23 protein-coding genes and 1 pseudogene are annotated in these 25,485 nt (G+C 67.2%); 18 read left to right on the top strand and 6 right to left on the bottom strand.

Annotated features, from left to right (window positions below; all coding sequences use genetic code 11):
• Positions 1–92: 92 nt before the first annotated feature.
• The 14 genes from xdhA to D9R08_RS02610 all read left to right on the top strand — a co-directional run bounded on the left by xdhA (position 93) and on the right by D9R08_RS02610 (position 14,069).
• The gene (gene xdhA, locus D9R08_RS02675) at positions 93–1,490 is read left to right on the top strand and encodes a xanthine dehydrogenase small subunit (RefSeq protein WP_121896436.1); all 1,398 of its coding nucleotides are present in this window, start codon (positions 93–95) and stop codon (positions 1,488–1,490) included.
• On the top strand, positions 1,487–3,925 hold the full coding sequence (gene xdhB, locus D9R08_RS02670) for a xanthine dehydrogenase molybdopterin binding subunit (RefSeq protein ID WP_121896435.1): 2,439 nt from the start codon (positions 1,487–1,489) through the stop codon (positions 3,923–3,925). Before xdhA ends, xdhB begins: the two co-directional genes overlap by 4 nt.
• Positions 3,922–4,857, top strand: coding sequence for a xanthine dehydrogenase accessory protein XdhC (gene xdhC, locus D9R08_RS02665; protein ID WP_121896434.1), 936 nt, complete (start codon positions 3,922–3,924; stop codon positions 4,855–4,857). The genes xdhB and xdhC overlap by 4 nt, the downstream gene beginning before the upstream one ends.
• Complete coding sequence (locus tag D9R08_RS02660) at positions 4,854–6,392, top strand: ABC transporter ATP-binding protein (protein WP_121896433.1); 1,539 nt, start codon at positions 4,854–4,856, stop codon at positions 6,390–6,392. The genes xdhC and D9R08_RS02660 overlap by 4 nt, the downstream gene beginning before the upstream one ends.
• Positions 6,379–7,464, top strand: a complete 1,086-nt coding sequence (locus tag D9R08_RS02655; RefSeq protein WP_121896432.1) for an ABC transporter permease — start codon at positions 6,379–6,381, stop codon at positions 7,462–7,464. Before D9R08_RS02660 ends, D9R08_RS02655 begins: the two co-directional genes overlap by 14 nt.
• Positions 7,464–8,387, top strand: coding sequence for an ABC transporter permease (locus D9R08_RS02650; RefSeq protein WP_121896812.1), 924 nt, complete (start codon positions 7,464–7,466; stop codon positions 8,385–8,387). Before D9R08_RS02655 ends, D9R08_RS02650 begins: the two co-directional genes overlap by 1 nt.
• An 8-nt stretch (positions 8,388–8,395) precedes the next feature.
• Complete coding sequence (locus D9R08_RS02645; RefSeq protein WP_121896431.1) at positions 8,396–9,157, top strand: ion transporter; 762 nt, start codon at positions 8,396–8,398, stop codon at positions 9,155–9,157.
• Entirely contained in the window at positions 9,154–10,233 is a 1,080-nt protein-coding gene (locus tag D9R08_RS02640; RefSeq protein WP_121896430.1) for a BMP family ABC transporter substrate-binding protein, read from the top strand. The genes D9R08_RS02645 and D9R08_RS02640 overlap by 4 nt, the downstream gene beginning before the upstream one ends.
• 184 nt (positions 10,234–10,417) lie before the next feature.
• Entirely contained in the window at positions 10,418–10,780 is a 363-nt protein-coding gene (locus D9R08_RS02635; RefSeq protein ID WP_121896429.1) for a DUF1428 domain-containing protein, read from the top strand.
• A gap of 123 nt (positions 10,781–10,903) precedes the next feature.
• Complete coding sequence (locus tag D9R08_RS02630) at positions 10,904–11,986, top strand: NAD(P)/FAD-dependent oxidoreductase (RefSeq protein WP_121896428.1); 1,083 nt, start codon at positions 10,904–10,906, stop codon at positions 11,984–11,986.
• Entirely contained in the window at positions 11,983–12,636 is a 654-nt protein-coding gene (locus D9R08_RS02625) for a DUF938 domain-containing protein (RefSeq protein ID WP_121896427.1), read from the top strand. The genes D9R08_RS02630 and D9R08_RS02625 overlap by 4 nt, the downstream gene beginning before the upstream one ends.
• Positions 12,637–12,704: 68 nt before the next feature.
• Positions 12,705–13,058, top strand: a complete 354-nt coding sequence (locus D9R08_RS02620) for a carboxymuconolactone decarboxylase family protein (protein WP_121896426.1) — start codon at positions 12,705–12,707, stop codon at positions 13,056–13,058.
• A 140-nt stretch (positions 13,059–13,198) separates the two neighbouring features.
• Complete coding sequence (locus D9R08_RS02615) at positions 13,199–13,729, top strand: dihydrofolate reductase family protein (RefSeq protein WP_121896425.1); 531 nt, start codon at positions 13,199–13,201, stop codon at positions 13,727–13,729.
• A gap of 64 nt (positions 13,730–13,793) precedes the next feature.
• Complete coding sequence (locus D9R08_RS02610; protein ID WP_121896424.1) at positions 13,794–14,069, top strand: hypothetical protein; 276 nt, start codon at positions 13,794–13,796, stop codon at positions 14,067–14,069.
• Positions 14,070–14,132: 63 nt separating this feature from the next.
• On the opposite strand, the gene D9R08_RS02605 is transcribed toward D9R08_RS02610, so the two are convergent.
• On the bottom strand, positions 14,133–16,637 hold the full coding sequence (locus D9R08_RS02605) for a GcvT family protein (RefSeq protein ID WP_121896423.1): 2,505 nt from the start codon (positions 16,635–16,637) through the stop codon (positions 14,133–14,135).
• A gap of 178 nt (positions 16,638–16,815) precedes the next feature.
• Between D9R08_RS02605 and D9R08_RS02600 the strand changes: the two genes are divergently transcribed.
• Positions 16,816–17,718: a sugar kinase gene (locus tag D9R08_RS02600; RefSeq protein ID WP_121896422.1), complete on the top strand. Its 903-nt coding sequence runs from the start codon at positions 16,816–16,818 to the stop codon at positions 17,716–17,718.
• 16 nt (positions 17,719–17,734) lie between these two features.
• Here D9R08_RS02600 and D9R08_RS02595 read toward each other — a convergent pair whose 3' ends face one another.
• Together D9R08_RS02595 and uxaC are read right to left on the bottom strand one after the other, a co-directional pair.
• Positions 17,735–19,117, bottom strand: coding sequence for a mannitol dehydrogenase family protein (locus D9R08_RS02595; RefSeq protein WP_121896421.1), 1,383 nt, complete (start codon positions 19,115–19,117; stop codon positions 17,735–17,737).
• Positions 19,114–20,511: a glucuronate isomerase gene (uxaC, locus tag D9R08_RS02590; RefSeq protein WP_121896420.1), complete on the bottom strand. Its 1,398-nt coding sequence runs from the start codon at positions 20,509–20,511 to the stop codon at positions 19,114–19,116. The genes D9R08_RS02595 and uxaC overlap by 4 nt, the downstream gene beginning before the upstream one ends.
• Positions 20,512–20,615: 104 nt before the next feature.
• Here uxaC and htpX point away from each other — a divergent pair, with 104 nt between their 5' ends.
• Positions 20,616–21,479, top strand: coding sequence for a zinc metalloprotease HtpX (gene htpX / locus D9R08_RS02585; RefSeq protein ID WP_121896419.1), 864 nt, complete (start codon positions 20,616–20,618; stop codon positions 21,477–21,479).
• Between the two features lie 38 nt (positions 21,480–21,517).
• On the opposite strand, the pseudogene D9R08_RS02580 reads toward htpX, so the two are convergent.
• Together D9R08_RS02580 and D9R08_RS02575 are read right to left on the bottom strand one after the other, a co-directional pair.
• Positions 21,518–21,927: pseudogene (locus D9R08_RS02580) on the bottom strand (GFA family protein).
• Positions 21,928–21,979: 52 nt separating this feature from the next.
• Positions 21,980–22,966, bottom strand: coding sequence for a 2-hydroxyacid dehydrogenase (locus tag D9R08_RS02575; RefSeq protein ID WP_121896418.1), 987 nt, complete (start codon positions 22,964–22,966; stop codon positions 21,980–21,982).
• Between the two features lie 150 nt (positions 22,967–23,116).
• On the opposite strand from D9R08_RS02575, the gene D9R08_RS02570 reads away from it, so the two are divergent.
• Complete coding sequence (locus D9R08_RS02570; RefSeq protein WP_121896417.1) at positions 23,117–23,677, top strand: SH3 domain-containing protein; 561 nt, start codon at positions 23,117–23,119, stop codon at positions 23,675–23,677.
• Between the two features lie 51 nt (positions 23,678–23,728).
• Here the strand turns inward: D9R08_RS02570 and D9R08_RS19190 are convergent, their stop codons facing one another.
• Positions 23,729–24,295, bottom strand: coding sequence for a TetR/AcrR family transcriptional regulator (locus D9R08_RS19190; RefSeq protein ID WP_199709213.1), 567 nt, complete (start codon positions 24,293–24,295; stop codon positions 23,729–23,731).
• Between the two features lie 113 nt (positions 24,296–24,408).
• Here D9R08_RS19190 and D9R08_RS02560 point away from each other — a divergent pair, with 113 nt between their 5' ends.
• Positions 24,409–25,461, top strand: a complete 1,053-nt coding sequence (locus D9R08_RS02560) for an SDR family oxidoreductase (protein WP_199709211.1) — start codon at positions 24,409–24,411, stop codon at positions 25,459–25,461.
• Positions 25,462–25,485: the final 24 nt, after the last annotated feature.

The following is a 25,485-nucleotide window of genomic DNA, read 5'->3' as shown; positions in this document are numbered from 1 at the left end:
GCTGACGGTCGAACAGGGAAACGGGCCGCCTTCTACGCCGCATCGAAGGCCGGAGACCACCCGTAGGTACGGTAACGCGGCGGGCAAATCTCATGAACATCCGGTTTCTTCTGAATGGGGAACCTGTGGAGGTCGAGGCATCTCCGACGACTACGCTGCTGGATTGGCTGCGCGAGGAGCGCGGGCTGACCGGCACGAAAGAAGGCTGCAACGAAGGCGATTGCGGCGCCTGCACCGTGATGGTGACCGATGCGGACGGGGTGCGGACGCTGAACGCCTGCATTCTGTTCCTGCCGCAGGTGCAGGGCCGCGCGGTGCGCACGGTCGAAGGGCTCGCCGGGCCGGAGGGGCAGTTGCACCCGGTTCAGCGCGCGATGATCGACCATCATGGCAGCCAGTGCGGATTCTGCACGCCGGGCTTCGTCGTCTCCATGGCCGTGGCGCATCTGAACGGGCGCAGGGATTTCGACGATCAGCTTGCGGGCAATCTCTGCCGTTGCACGGGGTATGCGCCGATCCTGCGCGCCGCCGAGGCGGCCGCGCCCGAGCCGGTGCCCGACTGGATGCGCGCCGATGCGGCGGCGCTGGACACCGTGGCCGCATCTGACGTCGCCCCGGGCGACGGGCACGGACCGGCGGCCTTCACCCCGGGTTCCGCCGACGCACTTGCCGAATGGTATGAGGACCATCCCGACGCAACGCTGATCGCGGGCGCCACGGATGTGGGGCTATGGGTCACCAAGCAGTTGCGCGATCTGGCCCCGGTGGCGTTCCTGAACCGGTGTGACGACCTGCGCGGCATCACGACGGACGACCTCGTGATCCGCATCGGCGCGATGACCAGCCTGACCGAGCTTGGCGCGTTCTTCGCCGACCGGCACCCAGGCCTTGCGGAGATGATCCGGCGCTACGGCTCGGTTCAGGTACGCAACGCCGCCACGCTGGGCGGCAACATCGCCAACGGCTCGCCCATCGGGGACAGCCCCCCCGCGCTGATCGCGCTGGGCGCGCGGCTGCATCTGCGCAAGGGAGATGCGCGGCGCGAGATGCCGCTGGAGGCGTTTTTCATCGAATATGGCAGGCAGGACAGGCAACCCGGGGAGTTCGTCGAGGCGATTTCCCTGCCCGTGCAGGCCGACCGGCTTCGATGCTACAAGCTCAGCAAACGCTTCGATCAGGATATCTCGGCCGTCTGCGGATGCTTCAATATTCTTGTAGAAGATGATACAGTGACCTCGGCGCGGATTGCCTTTGGCGGCATGGCGGGCACCCCGAAACGGGCCGGCGCGGTCGAGGCCGCCCTGACCGGCAGGCCCTGGACCGAGGAGACGGTGCGGGCGGCAATGGCGGCGTTCGCGCGCGATTACGCCCCGATGAGCGACATGCGCGCCTCCGCCGACTACCGGATGCAGGCGGCGCGAAACATGCTTCTGCGAGCCTTTCATGAGGACCGGGGCGTGGCGACCGATGTGCTGGCGGTGACGGCATGAGCGCGCACAAACCCCTGCCCCACGATGCGGCGCAGCTTCATGTGACGGGCGCCGCGCGCTATGTAGACGACATCCCGACGCCCGCAGATTGCCTCCATCTGGCCTTCGGGATCAGCTCCGTCGCGGCGGGCACGGTCACGGCCATGGATCTGGATGCGGTCAGGTCCGCGCCCGGGGTCGTCGCGGTGATGGCGGCGGCGGATTTCGACGTGATCCCGGATTGCTCCCCCTCCAACCACGACGAGCCGCTGGTGAGCGACGGAGCGGTGCATTATCTGGGCCAGCCCCTGTTTCTGGTGGTGGCGGAAAGCCATCTTGCGGCGCGCAAGGCGGCCCGGGCGGCGGAGGTCTCCTACACGGAGACGGGGGCCATCCTGACGATCGAGGATGCGCTGGCCGCGGGCTCGATTTTCGAAGATGGGCCAAGGGTTTACACCAAGGGCGATGTGACGGCGGCGCTGGCGGGTGCGGATCATGTGGCCGATGGCAGGATCGAGATCGGCGGTCAGGAGCATTTCTATCTGGAGGGACAGGCGGCCTTGGCCCTGCCGCAGGAAGACGGCGACATGATCGTGCAGTCATCGTCGCAGCACCCGACCGAGATCCAGCACAAGGTGGCCGATGCGCTTGGCCTGCCGATGCATGGCGTCAGGGTGGAGGTGCGGCGCATGGGCGGCGGCTTCGGCGGGAAGGAGAGCCAGGGCAACCACCTCGCGATTGCCTGCGCCGTGGCGGCACGTGCCACCGGGCGGCCCTGCAAGATGCGCTACGATCGGGACGACGATTTCCTGATCACCGGCAAGCGGCACGATTTCCGGATCGATTATCGGGTCGGTTTTGGAAAGGACGGCCGGATCGCGGGTGTGGATTTCACCCAATATGTGCGCTGCGGCTGGTCTATGGATCTGAGCCTGCCGGTCGCGGATCGCGCGATGCTGCATGCGGATAACGCCTATCTTCTGCCGGCCGCCCGGATCACCTCCCACCGGCTCAGGACCAACACCCAGAGTGCCACCGCCTTTCGCGGGTTCGGCGGGCCGCAGGGCATGGTGGGCATCGAACGCGTGATGGACCATGTGGCCCATATCCTGGGGCGCGACCCGCTGGAGGTGCGGCGGGTGAATTACTACCCCGCCGCGCAGGCCGCCTCCTCGGACGCCGGCACCGGCGACATACCCGGGGCAAAGACCGGCGCACCGCTCGACACCGCCGATCTTGCCGGGCGCGGGTCGGTCAGGGTGGAGGGCGGCTCCGGCGGCGCGCGGCGGTTCGGCGCGGCCTATTCGCCGGCGCCCGCGGTCACCGGAAACACCACGCCCTACGGGATGAAGGTGGAGGATTTCATCCTGCACGAGATGACGGAGGCCCTGTCGGAAAGCTGCGACTACGCGGGCCGGCGCGCGGCGGTCGCGGCGTGGAACGCGACCCAGCCGGTGCTGAAGAAGGGGATCGCGCTGACGCCGGTGAAATTCGGCATCTCCTTCACACTGACCCATCTGAACCAGGCGGGTGCCCTGGTCCATGTGTATCAGGATGGCTCCATCCACATGAACCATGGCGGGACCGAGATGGGTCAGGGCCTGTTCCAGAAGGTGGCGCAGGTGGCCGCAAGCCGGTTCGGCGTGGGGCTGGAGCGGGTGAAGATCACGGCGACCGATACGGGCAAGGTGCCAAACACCTCGGCCACGGCGGCCTCTTCCGGCACCGATCTGAACGGGATGGCGGTGAAAGCCGCCTGTGACGAGATCCGGGCCCGGATCGCCCGGATCGCGGCCCCGCATCTGCAGGCCGAGCCCGAGGCAGTGATCTTCGAGGCGGGCATGCTGCGCGCGGGCGGCGCGGAGATGACCTTCGAGGAGGCGGTGAGCATGACCTATATGGCGCGCGTCTCGCTCAGCGCCACAGGGTTCTACAGCACCCCCAGGCTCGACTGGGACAGGATCGCGGGCCAGGGGCGGCCGTTCTTCTATTTCGCCTATGGCGCGGCCTGCACCGAGGTGGTGATCGACACGCTGACCGGCGAGAACCGGATCCTGCGCACCGATATCCTGCATGATTGCGGCGCCTCGCTGAACCCGGCGCTCGATATCGGCCAGATCGAGGGCGGGTTCGTGCAGGGCGCGGGCTGGCTGACGACGGAGGAGCTTGTCTGGGATGCCAGGGGCGCGCTCCGGACCCATGCGCCCTCCACCTACAAGATCCCGGCCTGTTCGGACCAGCCCGACATCTTCAATGTCGCGCTTTGGGACCGGCCGAACTGGGAGGAGACGATCTATCGCTCCAAGGCAGTGGGGGAGCCGCCCCTGATGCTGGGCATTTCGGTGCTGATGGCGCTGAGCGACGCCTGTGCGGCCTCCGGGCCCGCCTATCCCGATCTGCACGCCCCCGCGACCGCCGAAGAGGTGTTGCGCGCGGTCGGAAGGGCGCGCGCGTGAGCTTCGATCTGCCAGGGCTGCAGCGGGCGGTGGAGGCCCATGGCGAGGTTTGCCGGGTCGTGGTGGTGGAAACCCGGGGCTCCGCCCCGCGCGAGATGGGCGCGGCGATGCTGGTCTGGCGCGGCGGCCAGTCGGGCACCATCGGCGGCGGGCGGCTGGAATATGACGCGGCCGCGATGGCGCGCAGCAACCTCGACCGGCAGATCCTACATTCGGGCAAGGCCTTCGCCCTTGGCCCCGCGCTCGGGCAATGCTGCGGCGGGGCGGTGGTGCTCTCCTTCGAGATCTTCTCCCGCGACAGGCTGCCCGGGAGCTTCCCCCATGCCCATCCGGTGATGGCGCCCGGCTCCCGGCCCGAGGCGGTGGACCGCGCCATCGCGCGCGGTGTCGATCGCCCGCTTCATGTGTCGGACTGGTTCATCGAACCCCTTGCCGCGCGCCGCCAGCCGGTCTGGATCTACGGGGCAGGCCATGTGGGGCGGGCGCTGGTCGATGTGCTGGCGCCGCTGCCCGATTTCGCGATCACCTGGGTCGATACCGGGCCGGAGCGGTTTCCCGATCCCGTGGCCGATGGCGTCACCGTTCTGCCCGCCGCGCGGCCCCAACTGGCGATGCGCCACGCGGCGGCGGATGCGCATCATCTGATCATGACCTACTCCCATGAGATGGATTTCGCGCTCTGCCACGGGGCGCTCTGCCAGCCGTTTCAAAGCTGCGGGCTGATCGGCAGCGCCACGAAATGGGCACGCTTCCAGAAACGCCTGGCGGATCTGGGCCACAGCGCTGCACAAATTTCGGGCATCACCTGCCCGATTGGCGACCCGGAGCTGGGCAAGCACCCGCAAGCCATTGCAGTGGGCGTCGCCACGCGGTTACTTGGCGGGCAGATGCACGAAAAACCGGCATATTCCCTCCGAAAGACGTTTCGGTGACGGCCCCGCTTCTGGAGATTGCGGGCCTGACCAAGGCCTATCCCGGGGTCGTCGCGAATGACACGGTGTCCTTCGCCATCCGCCCGGGCGAGGTGCATGCGCTTCTGGGCGAGAACGGCGCGGGCAAATCCACATTGGTCAAGATGATCTACGGGCTGGTCCGGCCCGACGCGGGCAGCATGACGCTGGAAGGGGCGCCCTTCACGCCCGCGGAACCGCGCGCCGCACGCGCGGCAGGCGTGGCGATGGTGTTTCAGCATTTCAGCCTGTTCGAGGCGCTGAACGTGGCCGAAAACGTGGCCCTGGGAATGGAGGACCCGCCCCGACCGCGCGATCTGGCGCAACAGATCCGGGAGGTGTCCGAAACCTATGGCCTGCCGCTCGACCCGGACCGTCTGGTGGGGGATCTGAGTGCGGGAGAGCGTCAGAGGGTGGAGATCATCCGCTGCCTGCTGCAGGACCCCAAACTGCTGATCATGGACGAACCGACCAGCGTCCTGACCCCGCAGGAGGTGGAGATCCTGTTCCACACCTTGCGGAAACTGAGCGCGGAGGGCACGGCCATTCTCTATATCTCCCACAAGCTTGAGGAGATCCGCGCGCTGTGCGACGCGGCCACGATCCTGCGGCTGGGCAAGGTGGTCGCCGAATGCACCCCGCGCGAGGTCTCGGCGGCGCATATGGCCGAATTGATGGTGGGCAAATCGCTGGCCGCGCCGGCGCGCGCCGCCACCCCGCCCGGCGCGGTACTGCTGAAGGTGACGGGCCTCTCGCTGGAGCCCGCCACGCCCTTCGGCACCCCGCTTCGCCATATCGGGATGGAGCTGCGGGCGGGCGAGATCCTCGGCATCGGCGGGGTTGCGGGCAACGGGCAGGACGAGCTTTTGGCGGCGCTCTCGGGCGAGGCGCGCACGACGCCGGGCACGATCGCGCTGGAGGGGGCGCAGATCGGTGCGCTTGGCCCGAACGAGCGGCGCAGGCTGGGGCTGCTCTGCGCGCCGGAAGAACGGCTGGGACATGCGGCAGCCCCGGATATGAGCCTGACGGAAAACGCGCTTCTGACCGCGCGGCTGAGACAGGGGCTCGACCGCCACGGGTTTCTGAACTGGAACGGGGCGCAGGCCTATGCCGAGCAGGTGATCGCGAAATTCGACGTGCGTACGCCGGGGGCCCATGTGGCGGCCCGGGCGCTCTCGGGCGGAAATCTGCAGAAGTTCGTGATCGGGCGGGAGATCATGCAGGCCCCCCGCGTTCTGGTGGTCAACCAGCCGACTTGGGGCGTGGATGCCAGCGCCGCCGCCGATATCCGTCAGGCGCTTCTCGATCTGGCGCAGAACGGCGCGGCGGTGATCTGTATCTCGCAGGATCTGGACGAGTTGCTGGAGATTTCCGACCGGTTCTGCGCCCTGAACGAAGGGCGGCTGAGCGCCCCGCGTCCGGCCCGCGGGCTGAGCATGGAAGAGATCGGCCTGATGCTGGGCGGTGCCCATGACATGCATGAGGCCGATGGCGAGGTGCCCCATGTTCCGGCTTGAAAAACGGCCCATGCCGTCACGGGTGTGGATCGTGGCGACCCCGGTCATCGCGGTGATCCTCACGATGATCGCAGGCGGGATCATGTTCGCGATACTGGGTCAGGACCCGGTGGAGGCGATCCGGATCATCTTCCTCGACCCGCTGTTCGACGAGCGCTTCGCGAGCTTTTCCCGCCCGCAACTGCTGGTCAAGGCCGGGCCGCTGATCCTGATCGCGATCGGGCTTGCGCTGGGATTCCGGGCCGGCATCTGGAATATCGGCGCGGAGGGGCAGTACATCATCGGTGCGATCTGCGGCGCCGCATTCGGGCTGGCCTTCTACCCGTCCGAAAACCCGCTGATCTTCCCCGGCATGGTGCTGGCCGGCCTGTTCGGCGGATGGGCCTGGGCCATGATCCCGGCGGTGCTGCGCACCCGGTTCCGGACCAATGAGATCCTCGTGTCGCTGCTGCTGGTCTATGTGGCCGAGGCGATCCTCGCCTCCGCGGCCACGGGCTTTCTGCGCAATCCCGACGGGCGCGGCTTCCCCGGCAGCCGCAACCTGAGCCAGCATCCGGGCACCGACAATCTGGAACTGGTCGCGGGCACGGGTATGCATTGGGGCGTGGTCGCGGCCTTCATCGCGGTGATCTTCAGCTATGTGCTGCTGAACCGGCACCTGATGGGCTATCAGATCAAACTGGCGGGTCAGGCCCCGCGCGCGGCGAAATTCGCGGGCGTGAACCCGACCCGGCTGATCGTTCTGTGCCTTGGCGTGTCCGGCGCACTGGCGGGGATGGCGGGGCTGTTCGAGGTGGCGGGCCCCGCGGGCCAGATCAGCATCGATTTCAACGTCGGCTACGGCTTCACCGCAATAATCGTGGCGTTTCTGGGACGCCTCCACCCGGTGGGGATCCTGCTGGCGGGTCTCCTGATGGCGCTGACCTATATCGGGGGCGAACTGGCGCAGCTGATGCTGGGCATCCCGGCCTCCGCAATCCAGGCGTTTCAGGGGATGCTCCTGTTCTTCCTGCTCGCGCTGGATGTGCTCTCGAATTATCGGGTCAGGATCGGCCGGGAGGTCGCGGCATGATGGGCATCGACCCGGTCACCCTGATCGTTGCGCTGATCGGCGCCTCCACCCCTATCCTTCTGGCCGCCATCGGCGAACTGGTGGTGGAGAAATCCGGTGTGCTGAACCTCGGCGTCGAGGGGATGATGATCGTCGGCGCGGTCTCGGGCTTCATCATCGCCATCAACACCGGCTCGCCCTGGCTCGGCTTCGCCGCGGGCGCGGTGGGGGGCGCGGGCCTGTCGCTGATCTTCGCGCTTCTGACCCAGTATCTTCTGTCCAATCAGGTCGCCACCGGGCTGGCGCTCACGCTCTTCGGCCTCGGTCTGTCCTCGTTGATGGGTGAGGCCTATACCGGCATCAACCCGCCGCTCACCCCCGATCTGTTCCCGCAGGCGCTGCGCGATATCCCCGTCGCCGGGCCAATCCTCTTCGGCCATGACCTCGTCATCTATCTCTCCATTCTGCTGGTGGCGGGGGTCTGGTACGCCCTGCACCACACCCGCATGGGCCTGATCCTGCGCGCGGTGGGCGAAAGCCACGACGCGGCCCACGCGCTGGGCTACAAGGTGATCCGCATCCGCATCTGCGCGATCCTGTTCGGCGGGGCCTGCGCCGGGTTGGGCGGGGCCTATCTGAGCCTTGTCCGCGTCCCCTCCTGGACCGAGGGGATGACCGCGGGCGCAGGCTGGATCGCGCTGGCCATCGTGGTCTTCGCCAGCTGGAAGCCGTGGCGTGCGCTGATCGGGGCCTATCTTTTCGGCGGCATCGCGGCGCTGCAACTGCGGTTGCAGGCCGCCGAAATCAACATTCCGGTCATGTTTCTCGACATGTCGCCCTATCTCGTGACGATCATCGTTCTGGTCATTATTTCCTCCGACAGGGGGCGGGCCGCATTGAATGCACCCGCAGCATTGGGCAAGGTGTTCCATGCCAGCGGTTAAGGGGGCCCATGACACGCGCCGGGATCATCCAGCTTCTCGATGGAACGCACCCGCGCGACGGGCGCGGGGTAGCGCTGGCGCTGAATGCGCTGATCCTCTTGTCGGCCATCGCCATCGCGGTGGAAACGATGCCGGACCTGCCGCAGCCGGTCACCCGCCTGCTCGGCTGGTTCGAGATCGCGGTGCTGGTCATCTTCGCGCTGGAATATGTGACCCGCATCATCTGTTCCCCCCGGCCGCTGAGATATGTCTTCAGCTTCTGGGGCCTCATCGACCTTCTGGCGATCCTGCCGCTTCTGGCGATCCTGCAACCGCAATGGACCGCGGTGCGGATCCTGCGGCTCGTGCGCCTGATCCGACTGCTGAAACTCTTCCGCACCTCGCGGGCGCTGGACCGGATGGCCCGCGCCTTCCATGCGGTCAAGGGCGAGTTGACGGTCTTCGGCGTACTGGCCGCGATGATGCTCTATGTCTCGGCGGTGGGGATCTATGTCTTCGAACACCCGGCTCAGCCCGAGGCCTTCACCTCGATCCCGATGTCGCTCTGGTGGGCCGTCGCCTCGCTGACCACGGTGGGCTACGGCGATCTGGTGCCGATCACGCTTGGCGGACGGCTGTTCACGACGCTGGTCCTGTTCATCGGGCTGGGCATCGTCGCGGGCCCGGCGGCCATTATCACAACCGCCCTGCTGGAGGCGGATAAATACGAGGCGGGGCCGAGCACCTCAACCGAAACGGAAAACACGTCCAACAAGGAGACCAAGGAATGAACCCCAAATTGAAATATCTCGCCGGCGCCGCGCTGGCGCTCGGGCTGGCCGCGCCGGCTATCGCCCAGGACGAGCCGCTGCAGGTGGGCTTCGTCTATGTCGGCTCGATCGGCGATCTGGGCTGGACCTACGAACATGACCAGTCCCGCCTTGCGGTGGAGGAGCATTTCGGCGACGCGGTCGAAACCACCTATGTGGAGAACGTACCCGAAGGCGCGGATGCGGAACGGGTGATGACCCAGATGGTGCTGAACGGCGCCGATCTGATCTTCACCACCTCGTTCGGCTATATGGATGCCACCAACGCCGTGGCCGCGCGCTTTCCCGATGTGTATTTCGAACACGCCACCGGATACCGCCGCGACCACCCCAATGTCTCCACCTACTCGGCCCGCTTCTATGAAGGCCGCGCGGTCATCGGCCATATCGCGGGCCATATGACCGAGAGCAACATCGTGGGCTATATCGCCTCCTACCCGATCCCCGAGGTGATCCGCGGCATCAATGCGGCCTATCTCCACGCGCGCGAGGTAAACCCCGATGTCGAGTTTCGCGTGGTCTGGGTCTACACATGGTTCGACCCCGCGCAGGAGGCCGATGCGGCCCAGGCCCTGATCGATCAGGGCGCCGACGTGATCATGCAGCATACCGACAGCACCGCGCCGATGACCGTCGCCGCCGAGGCCGAGGTGGTGGCCTTCGGGCAGGCCTCCGACATGGAGCAGTTCGCGCCCTTCCCGCGCGTCGCCTCGATCATCGATAACTGGGCGCCCTATTACATCGCCCGGACGCAGGCGGTGATGGACGGCACATGGGAAAGCGTCGACACCTGGGACGGGATCGCACCGGGCATGGTGGAACTGGGCGAGTTCTCCGAGCGGATCCCCGAAGATGTCCGCGCCTCGGCGCAGGCACTGGCCGACAGCATCGCGGATGGCAGCTATCACCCGTTCACCGGGCCGATCAGCCGGCAGGACGGCACCGTCTGGCTGGCGGAGAGCGAAGTGGCCGATGACGGTACGCTGGCAGGCATGGATTTCTATGTCGAAGGCATCACCGGCGAGATCCCCAACTGATCCGGCCGGACGGATCGACTGGTCAGGATACCGAAAGGCCCGCCGTTTCGCGCGGGCCTTTCCACATTCGGGCGCCCGATACCGGCGCCGCGTGGCCGAGGGCGCGATCCGGCTGCGAAACCTGTTGATCCGGGGCAGAGACCCGCCGAGAATACCGCTATCGGACCCACCGGGACACCCGCACATGTATATCGTCGGCTTCGTCATACCCGTTCCGGAAGACAGGCTGGAGCATTACAAGCTCTGGTCGCGGCAGGCCGCAAGTCTCCTCATGGAATACGGATGCCTTGAAATCGTGGAGGCATGGGAAGACCATGTGCCGGTGGGAAAGCACACCGATTTTCGCCGCGCCGTCCGGGCGAGACCCGATGAGAAAATCGTCTTCTCATGGCAAAAATGGCCGGACAGGGCCAGCGTGGACGCGGTCGAGAAAGCGATGTCCGAAGACCCGCGCTTCGATCCGCCGGGCGGCGCCCCGTTCGATCAGAAACGTCTTATCATGGGCTGCTTCGCGCCAATCCTCTCCACCGCCTCCGACACGGCATGAGACGCCGCGGCGGGCAGACGGACCCGCCCGCCGCGGCTCCGCGATGGCCCCGCGGAAAATGACATCGCCCGGCCCTGTTTCGGGGCCTTGCACAGTGCGCGGCCGGCGCATAGCGTCCGGCCCATGATCCATGATTTCCTCATCATCGGCGGCGGCATCGCGGGCGTGTCCACCGGCGCGGAGCTCAGCCGCCTCGGCTCGGTCCTGCTGCTGGAGGCCGAAGACGCGCTGGCCTATCACGCCTCGGGCCGATCGGCCGCGCTGTTCGAGGCGCATTACGGCCATCCGGTTACGATCGAGCTGAACAAGGCATCCCATGCGTTTCACATGACCGCCAATGGCGGCGTCCTGTCGCCCCGCGGGCTGATGTTCGTCGCCAGCGCCACCCAGGCCGACAGCTTCGCGCAGGATGTGGCGCAGATGCATCTGGACGAGATCAGCCCGGATGACGCCCGCGCGATGGTCCCGATCCTGAACCTCTCCCACCTGGCGATGGCCGCCTATCACGACGCCGCATGGGATATCGACACGGATCGGCTGCTGCAGAACTACGTGCGCGCGATCCGCGACAATCAGGGCGAGATCCGGAGTGGCGCGAAGGTCACCGGGATCACCCGCGCCTCCGGGCTCTGGCAGGTCACCGCCTCAGGCGGCCAGACCCACAAGGCGCGGGTGCTGGTCAATGCGGCGGGCGCATGGGCCGATCACATTGCCGCGCTGGCCGGGGTGCATCCGCTTGGCCTGAAGCCGCTCCGCCGGTCCATGGCGCGGATGCCGGCACCCGGGGGACATGATGTCAGCGGCTGGCCCATGGTGATCGGCTCGGGTGAAAGCTGGTACGCGAAACCCGACGCGGGCGCGTGGCTCGTCTCTCCCGCCGAAGAGGACCCGGCCGAACCCCATGATGCCTGGGCCGATGATCTCGTGCTGGCCGAGGGGATCGCGCGCTACCAGCCTTTCGTCATCGAAGAGGTGACCCGCATCACCGCCACATGGGCGGGGCTGAGAACCTTCGCGCCCGATCGCTGTCTGGTTCTGGGCCCGGCCCCGGACAATGCCGCTTTCATCTGGGTTGCCGGACAGGGCGGATACGGGTTTCAGACCGCCCCCGCCGCGGCGCGGCTGGTGGGTGACCTGCTATCCGGCCGCCCGCCCGAGCTTTCGCTCGAAACCGTCGCCCGCCTTGGCCCGGGCCGGTTCGCATGAGCCCGCGCAGGCTCGACCTTCCCGATGCACCCGGCCCGGCGCCCGACGGCGCTCTGTCCGCCCCGTCGGCGCTGCGCAACCGCGCGGCGATCCTGTCGGTCCTGACCCGGATCGCGCCCCCGACTGGCCGGGCGCTGGAAATCGCCTCCGGCACCGGGGAACATGTGGTGGCCTTCGCTCCGGCCCTGCCCGGGCTGATCTGGCAACCCAGCGACCCGGACCCGGCCCGCCGCACCTCCATTGCCGCCTGGGCGGCCCGGCACCCGGCGCCGAACCTGCTGCCGCCGATTGCGCTGGACGCTTGCAAACCCGGCTGGGCCGCAAGGCAAGGGCCGGTCGATCTGATCGTGCTGGTCAACCTGATCCATCTGATTTCGGATACAGAAACCGCCATTCTTATAGATGAAATCGGCAAGGCCCTGTCCCCCGGCGGCATCCTTGCGCTCTACGGTCCGTTCCTGCGGAACGGGGAGGCGACTTCCGAAGGCGACGCCCGGTTTCATGCCAGCCTGCGCGCCCAGGATCCGGCCATCGGCTACAAGGATGTGGTCGATATCGCCGCGGCCCTTAACCGGCACGGCCTGTCTCTGTTCGAAACGGTGAAACTGCCTGCCAACAACCTGATGCTCTGCGCGGAGCGGCGCATTTGATGTCAATCAAGGTACAGGGCGCGATCAGCCCGTAACGCCCCCGGGAAACATCTGAAAAGGGACAGACGATGAACTGGATGGAAAAGAACGCAGCCATGCGGCGCGACCTTCAGGCGTTGAACGGCGCGGCACCCGACACGCTCAAGGGCTTCGGCGCCCTGTCCAAGGCGGTCAAGACGGGCGGGGCGCTGGATCTGAAGACCAAGGAGTTCGTGGCCCTCGGGATCTCGGTCGCGGACCGCTGCGAGCCCTGCATCGGGTTTCATGTGGAGGCGTTGATCTCCGCCGGCGCCAGCCGGGAGGAGATCGCCGATGTCCTGTCGATGGCGGTGCAGATGGGCGGTGGGCCGTCGCTGATGTATGCTGCCAAGGCGCTGGCCTGTTTCGACGAGTTGAGCGGCGCGACCCGGCCCGCGGACTGACGCCGCGGCTTGCCCGGCGCGCCGGCGCCTGCTATCAGACCTCCACTCAAAGGAGTGCCCTGCCAGTGATCAAGACAGCCTGACCCCCGTTCTGCGGTCCTGAAACGGACCAAGGCTTTCTCGATCAGACGGAGCATTCCATGCATCCCATCATCTATGACGTGGCGGTCTCCGCCGACGGCTTCATTGCCGGCCCGAATGCCGATATCTCGGCCTTTCCCCATCAGGGAACGGTTGTCGATGACTACATGGCCCGCCTGCGGGGTTACAGCACGGTCCTGATGGGCCGGGCGACCTATGAGTTCGGCTACGGGTTCGGGCTTCTGCCCGGGGCCAACCCCTATCCATGGGCGCGCGGCATCGTGGTGTCCTCGGGCCTCGCTCTGCCGGAAACCGCGGATGTGGAGATCTGGCGCGCGGCGCCCGAAAGCGCGCTGCGGGCTCTGCGCGAGGCAAGCGCCGGGCCGATCTATCTCTGCGGCGGCGGCGTGCTGGCGGCGCATCTGCTGGCCATGGGCCAGATCGACCGTCTGCGGCTCAAACGCGCCCCGATCCTTCTGGGCGGCGGCGTGCCGCTTTTCGCCGCCATGGCGCGGCCCCCTGTGCTGACCCTGCGGGAGCAGCGGGACCATGCCGATGGCCTGATTTATCAGGAATTCGCACTGTCATAGCCGGTAACCGGGTTGCGCGCGCGCCGGATTCGGCGCGCAACTCATTTTTTGCAAGGATTCCGACATGCGCCTTGCCCAGCCCTTCGCCGCCCTCCTCGCCATGCTGTTCCCCGCCGCCGCAGGCGATTACGTGGCCCGGATGGAGGCATTCGCCGGGCTGGAGATCCTCTCGGTCGAGTCGTTGAGTACCGAAACCCCGACGGCCGTCAACGAGGAGAAGGCGGCAGAACTGGCGCAACGATCCCGGTCAGTGGACGTCTCGATGGAGCGGATACGGGCCTCTGGCCTGATGGAGACGATGTCCCGGTCCGACGTGATGAAGTCGCTGATGGCTGCCTGAGCGATCCGCTGGAGGCTAGGAGCAGACAATCCGCGCGCTCCGCCCCCGCGCGCCGCCTGCGGTCTATCCATCCATCCGGATCGCCGCATTGCCGGGGTCATAGGGGCTGTCCTCCACCACCTCGGCCTGCCAGAGGCGGTTCAGCATCTTCACCTGAAGCTTTCGTCCCGTCACGGCCAGATCGGGCCGCACATAGCCCATCCCGATGGATCTGCCGAAGGCCACGGAATACCCGCCCGACGTCAGGCGGCCCACCTTGGTCTCACCGCCATACAGCGCCTCCCGGCCCCAGGGGTCCGCATCCCCGGGCCCGTCGATCAGAAGCGTCACGCATCTGGAACGAATGCCCAGCGCCGTCATCGCCTCCTTGCCGTGAAAGTCTTTCGACAGGTCCACGAACCGGTCCAGCCCGGCCTCCAGCGGCGTGGCGTCCCGGCCCAGCTCGGTCCCGAAGGCACGGTAGGATTTCTCCTGCCGGAGCCAGTTCTGCGCCCGCGCGCCCACCAGCTTCATCCCGTGACCCGCGCCTGCCGCAACCAGTTGATCCCACAGGTAATTCTGCATCTCGATCGGATGATGCAGCTCCCAGCCCAGCTCGCCGGTGTAGGCAACGCGAATCGCGCGGACAGGGCACATGCCAAGCTCGATATTGCGCATCGACAGCCACGGGAAACGCTTGTTGCCCAGCACCGTTTCGGGGGCCGCGTCCTTCACGATCTCGCGCAGCACATCGCGCGATTTCGGCCCGGCGATGGCGAATACGCCCCATTGGGTCGTGACATCATGCACATCGACGTAGCCGCCGCCGGCACCCATGAAATCCTCCACGGATTTGCGCAGGAAATCCGCGTCATAGGCCGTCCACGCCCCGGCGCTGACGAGGTAGTATTCGTTCTCTCCCAGCCGCACGATGGTGTATTCCGTCCGCGTGGTCCCATGGCCGGTCAGCGCATAGGTCAGGTTGATCCGCCCCACCTTCGGCAAGGCGTTGCAGGTGAACCGGTCGAGAAACGCGGTCGCCCCCGGCCCCCGCACGAGATGCTTGGTGAAGGCGGTCGCGTCGATCAGACCCACGCCGTTGCGGATCGCCTCCGCCTCGGCCTTCGCATACTCCCACCAGCCTCCGCGCCGGAACGACCGCGCATCATGGTCGAAACTCCCGGGCGCGTCCGGCGGGCCGTAGTAATTGGGCCGCTCCCAGCCGTTCACCTGCCCGAATTGCGCGCCCGCCGCCTTCTGCCGGTCATAGGCGGGCGCTGTGCGCAACGGGCGGCAGGCCGGGCGCTCCTCGTCCGGGTGATGCAGAATATAGACGTGATCGTAGCATTCCTCGTTCTTGCGCGCGGCATATTCCGTGGTCATCCAGTCGCCGTACCGCTTGGGGTCGAGGCTTGCCATGTCGATCTCGGCCTCTCCGTTTACCATCATCTGAGCCAGATAATAGCCGGTGCCGCCCGCCGCGGTGATGCCGAAGCTGAACCCCTCGGCCAGCCACATGTTGCGCAAGCCCGGCGCAGGCCCGACCAGCGGGTTGCCATCGGGCGTGTAGCAGATCGGGCCGTTGAAATCGTCCTTCAGCCCGCTTTCCTCGCAGGACGGGATGCGGTGGATCATCGCCATGTATTGCGCTTCGATCCGCTCAAGATCGAGCGGGAACAGATCGGCGCGGAAACTCTCCGGCACCCCATACTCGAACCGCGCCGGCGCGCCCTTCTCGTAGACGCCCAGTATCCAGCCGCCCCGTTCCTCGCGCACATAGCTCTGCGCATCCGCATCGCGGATCACCGGGTGTTCGGCGCCGCCGTCCCTGCGATAGGCCAGCAGGGCCGGATCCTGATCCATGACGATGAACTGATGCTCCACAGGGATGGCCGGGATCTTGATGCCCAGCATCCGCGCCGTGCGCTGCGCATGGTTGCCCGAGGCGGTCACCACATGTTCGGCGGTGATCACGATCTGCTCGTCCGACGGCACCAGATTACCGCCCCTCTCCACCATCTTCGTGCAGGTGACCTCCCACGCCTGACCGGTCCAGTGGAACCCGTCCGCCTGCCATTTCCGCTCGATCGCCACGCCGCGCTGGCGGGCGCCCTTGGCCATCGCCTGTGTCACGTCGGCGGGGTTAATGTAGCCATCGGTGTTGTGGTAGAGCGCGCCTTTCAGATCGGCGGTTTCGATGAGCGGCCAGCGTGCCTTGATCTCTTCCGGGGTCAGCCATTCATAGGGAATACCCACGGTCTCGGCGGTGGAGGCATAGAGCATGTACTCGTCCATCCGCTCCTGCGTCTGCGCCATCCGCAGGTTGCCCACCACCGCAAATCCCGCGTTCAGCCCCGTCTCCGCCTCCAGCGTCTTGTAGAACCGGACCGAGTAGTCATGGATGTGGGTGGTGGCGTAGGACATGTTGAACAGCGGCAACAGCCCCGCCGCATGCCAGGTGGAGCCCGAAGTCAGCTCGTCGCGTTCCAGCAGCATCACATCGTCCCAACCGGCCCTGGCCAAATGATAGGCAATCGAGGTGCCGACAGCACCGCCGCCGACGACAAGGGCTTTGACTTGGGTTTTCATGGGCGCCGCACTCCGGTCGGAAAGATCGTTCCATCTTCCATGCCAGAGCGCCGCGCCACAATCCTGCGCTATTCGACCTAAGCCCGCGCGAAAACGACATGCGCCCCATCCGCCCCCGCCGGGGTGCGCGCAAGAAACCTGCTGGCCTCTCCCGGGATTTGCCTGTTCACTGCGGCCCATGTCACACAAACGCATCCTCTCCATCGGCGAATGCATGGTCGAACTGGCCGCAAGCGCGCCCGGCACCTATCGGCAGGGCTTCGCCGGCGACACGTTCAACACCGCCTGGCACATGCGCCGTGTGCTGCCCGCAAGCTGGGAGGTGGCATATCTGACCTGCATCGGCACCGATCCGATGTCGGACCGGATGCTGGCCTTCATGGCCGAAAGCGGAATCGCGACCGATGCGGTCACGCAGTTGCCCCGCACAACGCCCGGTCTCTACATGATCGACACCGACGCCAGCGGCGAACGCAGCTTCACATATTGGCGCAGCGCGTCGGCGGCGCGGCATCTGGCCGATGACCCCGATCGACTGGCCCGCGCCACGGAAGGCGCCGATCTGGTCTATGTCTCGGGCATCACCCTGGCGATCCTGTCGCCGCAGGCGCGGGACACGCTGCTCACGATCCTCGCTCAGGTCAAGGCAACCGGGCGGCATGTGGCCTTCGACAGCAATATCCGCCCCGGCCTCTGGGAAACGCCCCGGATCATGCGCGAAACGCTGATGGCCGCCGCCGCCGCCGCCACGATCGCCCTGCCCACATGGCCCGACGAGACCGCGCTTTGCGACGATGCCGACGAAGAGGCCGTGATCGCGCGCTATCGCGGCGCGGGTGTGGCCGAGGTGGTGGTGAAAAGCGGGCCGGGCCCCGCCCGGATCGTCAGCGACCGGGGCACGTGGCAGGTCGCGCCCGAGGGCCGTGTCGCCCCGGTGGACACCACCGGCGCCGGGGACAGTTTCAACGCCGCCTATCTGGCCGCCCGGCTGACCGGCGCGCCCGAGCCGGAGGCCGCGCGCGGCGCCCATGCGCTTGCCGGCAAGGTCATCTGCGAGCGCGGCGCGCTTTGCGCGGTCTGAACACCGGGCAACCCCGCTAGTCCCGCAGCCGCGCAACCTCCGCCAGGATCGCATCGGTGAACCAGCGCGCATCGGCCAGATCGCCGAACACCGCCCGCAGCGACAGGATCGTCTCCGGCCCCGCCGCGGCTGCGGCCCGCAACTGCCCGGCCAGCGGATCCTCCACCGTGCCGTCCCGGGCCAGCAGATAGGCGATCCAGCCCGCCACGCCCCGGCCCATCGCCGCCCATGGCCTGCCCGCCGCCTGCGCCTCCGCGATCGGGGCCAGCAGACGCTGCGGCAGTTTCTGGCTGCCATCCATGGCGATCTGCGCCGTCCGGTGATGCAGCGCCGGGTTGCGGAACCGCGCCTGCAACCGCTTCGCATAACCCGCCAGATCGGCCGCGGGCAGGGGCAGCGTGCCCGCCGCCTCCCGCATCACCTCGGCCACCAGCGCGGCCAGTTCCGCATCCTGCATCACATCGGCGACCGTCTCGTGATGCCGAAGATGGCCCAGATAGGCCAGGGTCGAATGGGCTCCGTTCAGCATCCTGAGCTTCATCTTTTCATAGAGCGCCACATCGTCCACGAACTCCACGCCTGCCGACGCCAGATCGGGCCGCCCGGCGGGAAAGCGGTCCTCGATCACCCATTGGCAAAACGGCTCCGTCACCACGGGCCAGGCATCCTCCACCCCGGTCAGCGCGGCGATCTCGGCCAGATCCCCATCGCCCGTGGCGGGCACGATCCGGTCCACCATGCTTCCGGGAAAGGCCACCTCGGCGGCGATCCAGTCGGCCAGACCCGCGTCGCGCTGCCGGGCGAACTGCGCCACGATCCGGGCCAGCGTCGCGCCATTGTCCGGCAGGTTGTCACAGCTCAGCACCGTAAAGGGCGCGACGCCCGCCGCCCGGCGCCGCCTGAGCGCCTCGACCAGCAGGCCGGGCACCGAACCGGGGCTCTCGGGCGTCGCCAGATCGGCGGCAACCGCCGGATGTTCCACCGCCAGATCGCCCGCCCCATCGCGGCAATACCCTTTTTCGGTCACTGTCAGGCTGACGATCCGGATCGCCGGGTCGCAAAGGGCCGCCAGAACACCGCCCCCCGCTTCCGTGGCGACCAGAACATCCAGAACCGCGCCGATGATCCGCGCCCGCGTCCCCTCCCCATCCCGTATGGCCAGCGTGTAGAGCCCCGACTGCGGGGCCAGCGCATCGCGCATATCGGGCCGGCGCAGCGACACGCCGCGAATGCCCCAGTCGGGCGTGGCGCCCAGACAGTCATCCACATAGACCGCCTGATGCGCCCGGTGGAAATTGCCCAGCCCCAGATGCACGATCCCCGGCGTCACCCGCGCGCGGTCATAGGCGGGCCGCGCCGCATTCCGCGTCTCGGCCAGTGTCCGGGGCGACAGTCTCACAGCCGATACGCCTGCCGCGGCAGATCCACGGTCAGGGTCCGGGCGAGCCCGAACGCCTCCGCCTCGCGCAGGCGTCCGTCATCCACCAGACCTGCCAGATAGGCGCAATCGACCCGGCGCGCCATGTCATGCCGCGCCGGGATCGACGGGAAGGCGCGGGTGTCGTCGTTGAAACCCACGGTGTTGTAGAACCCCGCCGTCTCGGTCGTCATCTCGCGGAACCGGCGCATCCCCTCGGGGCTGTCATGGAACCACCATGCCGGCCCCAGCCGCAGGCAGGGATAGGCGCCCGCCAGCGGCGCCAGTTCGCGCGCATAGGCGCTTTCATCCAGCGTGAACAGGATCACGGTCAGGTTCGGCTCCATCCCGACCGCGTTCAACAGCGGGCGGAGGGCGGTGACATAGTCGGTGCGCGTCGGGACATCGAAGCCCTTGTCGCGCCCGAATGCTCTGAACACGCCCGCATTATGGTTTCGATAGCTGCCCGGATGGATCTGCATGACCATCCCGTCCTCGGCGCTCATCCGCGCCATTTCGGTCAGCATCTGCGCCCGGAACAGGCCCGCATCCCCCGGTTCGGCCCGCCCCGCCCGGATCCGGTCATACAGCTCGGCGGCGTCGCTTGCGAACAGATCGGCAGTGTCCGCAGTCGGGTGGCCGTGATCCGTCGCCGTCGCGCCATGGGCACGGAACTGGGCGCGGCGGACGCGATGCGCCTCCAGATAGCCGGCATAGGTGTCGGTCTCGCCCCCGGTGATCTCCGCCAGCCGGTCCAGCGCCCCGGCAAAGCCTTCATGCTCCGGGTCGGTCACCTGATCGGGCCGGTAGGTCGTGATCACCCGTCCGCCCCAGCCGCTGTCGCGGATCGCGGCGTGGTGCTCCAGCGGGTCCAGCGCGCCTTCGGTGGTGGCCAGCACCTCGATCCCGAACCGCCCGAACAGCGCCCGGGGCCGGAACCCGTCCTGCGCCAGACAGGCGGCGATCCGGTCGTAGGTGGCATCCGCCGTCTCCGGGCCAAGCGGCGTCTCCAGCCCGAAAAGCGTCTCGAAGGTGTAATCCAGCCAGAGCCGGGTCGGCGTGCCCGCGAACAGATGGTACTGCGCCGCGAACCGCCGCCAGATGGCGCGCGGATCGGTCTCCACCGGCGCACCGTCGCGCCGTGCCACGCCCATATCCTCCAGGCGCACACCCTGGCTCACCAGCATCCTCAACACGTAGTGATCGGGTACAATCAACAGATTTGCGGGGTCCGAAAACGGCGCGTCGGCGGCAAACCATTCCGGGTCGCAATGGCCATGGGGGCTGATGACAGGCAAGTCCCGCACGGTGTCGTAAAGCGCGCGGGCCAGCCCGCTCCGTCCGATAATCAGATGATCCGCGCTCAGCTTGCCCATGAAGGCACCCTAGCCCCGTCGTCCGGCATGGCAAGGGGGCCTCTTGAGTGGAAACCAACCGGTCCCCACATGCGTTTCCACCCGGGTAGTTGGAGATTTTGAGAATGGGATATCTGCGCACGGCGATGCTTCTGGCGGCGATGACGGCGCTCTTCGGCGGCGTCGGGCTGATGCTGGGCGGCCAGACCGGCCTGATCGTCGCCCTGGCTCTGGCGGCTGCGATGAACCTCTTCGCTTGGTGGCAGTCGGACAAAATGGTCCTGCGGATGCACAATGCGCACGAGGTCAGCGCGCAGACCGCGCCCGATCTGGTGGGGCTGGTCCACGAACTGGCCGACAATGCCGGGATGCCCCGCCCGAAAGTCTATCTGATAGACACCGATCAGCCGAACGCCTTCGCCACCGGCCGCAACCCCGAGAACGCCGCCGTCGCGGCTACCACCGGCCTCCTGCGCGGCCTGTCGCGCGAAGAGATCGCGGGCGTCATGGCCCATGAGCTTGCTCATATCCAGAACCGCGACACGCTGATCATGACCATCACCGCCACGCTGGCGGGCGCGATCGGCCTGCTTGCCAACTTCGCCTTCTTCTTTCGCGGCGGGCGGGATAATCCGCTTGGCATCATCGGGCTACTGGCGACGATGATCCTGGCGCCGCTGGCGGCCGCGCTGGTGCAGATGGCGATCAGCCGCGCCCGGGAATACGAGGCCGACAGGATCGGGGCGGAGATCTGCGGCCAGCCGCTCTGGCTCGCCTCGGCGCTGTCGAAAATCGCGACCTTCGCCCAGCGGATCGACATGAACACCGCCGAACGGAACCCGGCCACGGCGCATATGTTCATCATCAACCCGCTGCATGCCCACGCGCATGACCGGCTGTTCTCCACCCATCCGGACACGGCCAACCGAATTGCCAAGCTGCGGGAGATGGCAGGTGGGACGCGTGGGACAGGCGGGCCCTGGACCTGAGGAGCGCATGGGCCGGCCGCCCGCGGGCCGGCCGCGCCCTACGCGCCGGCGGCGTCCGTATCGTCAGGGTCATGGTCGAAGCGCTCCGCCCCCGGGAAAGCCGGCAGCCATGCCCCCGCCGCACAGTCCAGCATTCATAATCCGGTTTCAACTGGTCCGGCGCGTCGAGCGCGCCCAGATGCAGTTCCACCTCGTCGCCGCTGCGCGCGAAGACCGACCCGCCGCATACGGGGCAGAAGAACCGCCCCCGATAATCTCGCGGGTCTCCCTCCACCGTCACCGCCTCCGACGGGAACATCGAGGCGGCGTAGAACAGCGCTCCGTGATGCTTGCGGCAGTCAAGGCAATGGCAGGTCCCCACGCGGCGCGGCGGCCCTGACGCCACGATCCTGACCTTGCCGCAAAGGCACCCGCCCGTGAACCGCTCCCTTACACCACATCCTTCGATACTGCCCGGTCCGGAACGGCGCGACGCCGCCCGGACGGACAACACCGTCCCGTCACAGCATCGACGGCACGACCAGATCGGGCGGACGGTGCCCGTCATCGAAAGTCTTGATGTTGATCAGTACCTTCTCTCCCATCTCGACGCGGCCCTCCAGCGTGGCCGAGCCCATATGCGGCAAGAGCACGACATTCTCCAGCTCTCGCAGCCGGGGGTTCACCTCATGGCCGCGCTCGAACACATCCAGCCCCGCCCCGCCCAGATCGCCCGTGCGCAGCATCCGGGTCAGCGCGTTCTCGTCGATCACCTCGCCGCGCGACGTGTTCACGATCACCGCGCCGGGCTTCATCAGTTTCAGACGCCGCGCATTCATCAGATGGAAGGTCGAGGGCGTGTGCGGGCAATTGATGCTCAGCACATCGACCCGCGCCAGCATCTGGTCCAGGCTTTCCCAATAGGTCGCCTCCAGCGCGGTCTCGATATCCTCATGCAGCCGCCGGCGATTGTGGTAATGCACCTGCATGCCGAAGGCCGCTGCCCGGCGCGCCACCGCCTGACCGATCCGGCCCATCCCCAGAATGCCCAGCCGCTTGCCGCCGATCCGGCTGCCCATATAGGCGGTGGGCGCCCACCCGGTCCAGCGCCCCTCCTGCATGACAGACAGCCCCTCAGGGATCCGCCGGGTCACCGCCAGCATCAGCGCGATGGTCATATCCGCCGTGTCGTCGGTCATCACGCCCGGCGTGTTGCTGACCAGAATGCCCCGCTGCCGGGCGGTGGACACGTCGATATGGTCCACACCCGCGCCGTAATTCGCGATCAGCTTCAGCCGGTTGCCCGCCTGGCCCAACATGCCAGCGTCGATCTGGTCAGTCACGCAAGGCACCAGAACATCCGCCCGGGTCATGGCCGCCACCAGTTCGGCCTTGTCCATCTTGGTATCGGCCTCGCGCAGTTCCACATCGAACAACTCGCTCATCCGCGTTTCGACGACCTCGGGCAACCGTCGCGTTACGACAACACTCAGCTTCTGACCTGGCATCCCGGCAATCCCTTCGCTGGCATTTCTGCGCCTGCCGTGACACTCTCTGATCCAAGGCGGCGGCGCAAGATGCGGCCCGAAAACCGCGACAAAAACAGCAGTTGAAGCCGGCGCGACACCGGCCGGGACAATATGACAGGCACATCCCCGATGCGGACCATTTCCCGTATTGCCCTTTTCGCGATGGCGCTGGCCGTCACAACACCCGGCGTGGCGCAGGACACTGCGCCCACTCCTCGCCCGGAGGTCGAGATCACCGGCGTGATCGCCACCGCCACGCCGCGCACCGGCGCCGTCACCGGCTTTCCGATCCCGCGCTACGTGTCGCTCAAGGCGGGCGAGGCAAACGCCCGGCGCGGCCCGTCACGCAGCCACCGGATCGACTGGGTCTTCCAACGCAGGAACATGCCGATGATGGTGGTGGCCGAATATGGCCACTGGCGCCGGGTGGTGGACCGCGACGGGGCCGGCGGCTGGATGCATTACTCGCTTCTGTCGGGCGTGCGCACCGCGATTGTCGAATCCGATATGCTCCAGATGCATCAGCGCCCCGATCCCGCGTCGCCCGTGCGTGCGCAGGCCGAGCTTGGCGTGGTCGCCCGGCTGGAGGAATGCAACGGCGAATGGTGCCGGATCAGCACCGGCGGGCATTGGGGCTGGGTGCCTGTCAGCGCGCTCTGGGGGGTCGAACCGGGCGAGATCGTCGACTGACGCGGACCCAGCCTCCAGCCGCCGGCCGCCCGAACGGCGGCACCCGCCCCTTCAGGATTTCAGCAAGGCCGCCACCGACGCCGCCAGAAGCCTCAGCCGCTCATGATATGTCTCCGTCGCGGCGCCGGGCTCCTTCACGCCATAAAGCGCGCGCAGAACCATATCGGCCAGCGCGTCGGGGGCAACGCTGCCATCGGCCCCCAGACGGGTCTGGACCGCGCTGAAATAGGCGGTCATCGCGGCGATGAACTTCGCATCGGCCTCGGCCGCGATATCGCAGGCCACCTCCAGCCCCGTCCCCATCAGTTCCGCCCCGTGGGGCGAGGCGAACACACGTTCGGTCAGCGGGCCGTTCTTTTCCAGAAAGGCCCGCAGCAAGGTCTCCGCCACATCGTCGCCGGGCACCAGCGCGGCCTGGAACCGCTCCACCGCCTCGGCGAACATCACCGCCGTGGCGGACCGGAACACATCGCGCTTGTTTCTGAAATGCAGATAGAGCGCGGCCCGGGACACGCCTGCCTGCTGCGCGATATCCTCCATCGACGTGCGCCGGAAGCCGTAAAGCAGAAACGCCTCCATCGCGGCATGGATCAGATGGGTGTGTTTTTCGTCAGGCATGGCCACAAACGTTATTGACAGTTATTGTAAATTTTGTCAGTCCTTGGCTGACATTTTCTGCCTAGACTGTCAGAGTTGCTCTGGCAAGACCAAGCACCGGAAGGATGGCCGCGATGACAGATGCCACCGAAGACGGCCCCGCCGGCCCCCTTGTGTTGGTGACCGGCGCCAGCGGGTTCATCGCGCAGCATGTGATCCTGCAATTGCTGGACAAAGGCTACCGTGTGCGCGGCACGCTGCGCAGGCTCGATAAGGCCCCGGATCTGCGCGCCGCTTTCGCCGCCCATAGCGACCGCGCCGCCGGGCTCGACTTCGCCGCCGTCGATCTCGGTGCCGATGACGGATGGGCCGAGGCAATGGAGGGCGTCAGCTTCGTGCAGCATGTGGCCTCCCCCTTTCCGCCGAACCAGCCGAAGGATCCGGAGGAGCTGATCGCGCCGGCCCGCGACGGCGCTTTGCGCGCCCTGGGGTTTGCCCGCGCTGCCGGGGTGAAACGGGTGGTGCTCACCTCCTCCATGGCCGCCGTCGCCTATGGCCACGCGCCGGACCGGCCCGCGATGGCCGATGAAACGCACTGGTCGAACCCCGACAATCTCGCCGACAACACCGCCTATACCCGCTCCAAGACCATAGCCGAACGCGCCGCCTGGGCATTCATGGACAGCGATGGCGGCCCGATGGAACTGGCCACCATCAACCCCTCCGCCGTGCTCGGCCCGCTGGTCGGGCGCGACGGATCCGCCTCGCTCGAACTGGTGACGCAGCTTCTGACCGGCAAGGTCCCCGCCTATCCCGATTTCGGTTTCGAGATCGTGGATGTGCGCGATGTGGCCGCGGCGCATCTTCTGGCGATGGAACGCCCCGAGGCGGCGGGCGAGCGGTTTCTGGTCAGTGCCGATTACATGATGTTCCGCGAGATCGGCGACGTCTTGAAAGCGACCTTGCCGGACCGCGCCCGCAAGATCCCGTCGCGGAACCTGCCAAGCTGGCTGTTCCGGCTTCTGGCCACGGTCACGCCCGCCATGCAGCAGGTGATCCCGGAACTTGGCGTGCGCCGCCGGGTCAGCGCCGACAAGGCGCGTCGGATGCTGGGTTGGAGCGCCCGGCCGCCAGCAGAAAGCGTCAGGGATTGCGCCCGCGACCTGATCGGCAAGGGGCTGGTCTGAGACCCGGTCCACGGCGGAGGGCCG

This window comes from Rhodophyticola porphyridii (assembly GCF_003688285.1).
Classification (GTDB): Bacteria; Pseudomonadota; Alphaproteobacteria; order Rhodobacterales; family Rhodobacteraceae; genus Rhodophyticola; species Rhodophyticola porphyridii.
This window is presented reverse-complemented; position numbering and strand designations above follow the sequence as displayed.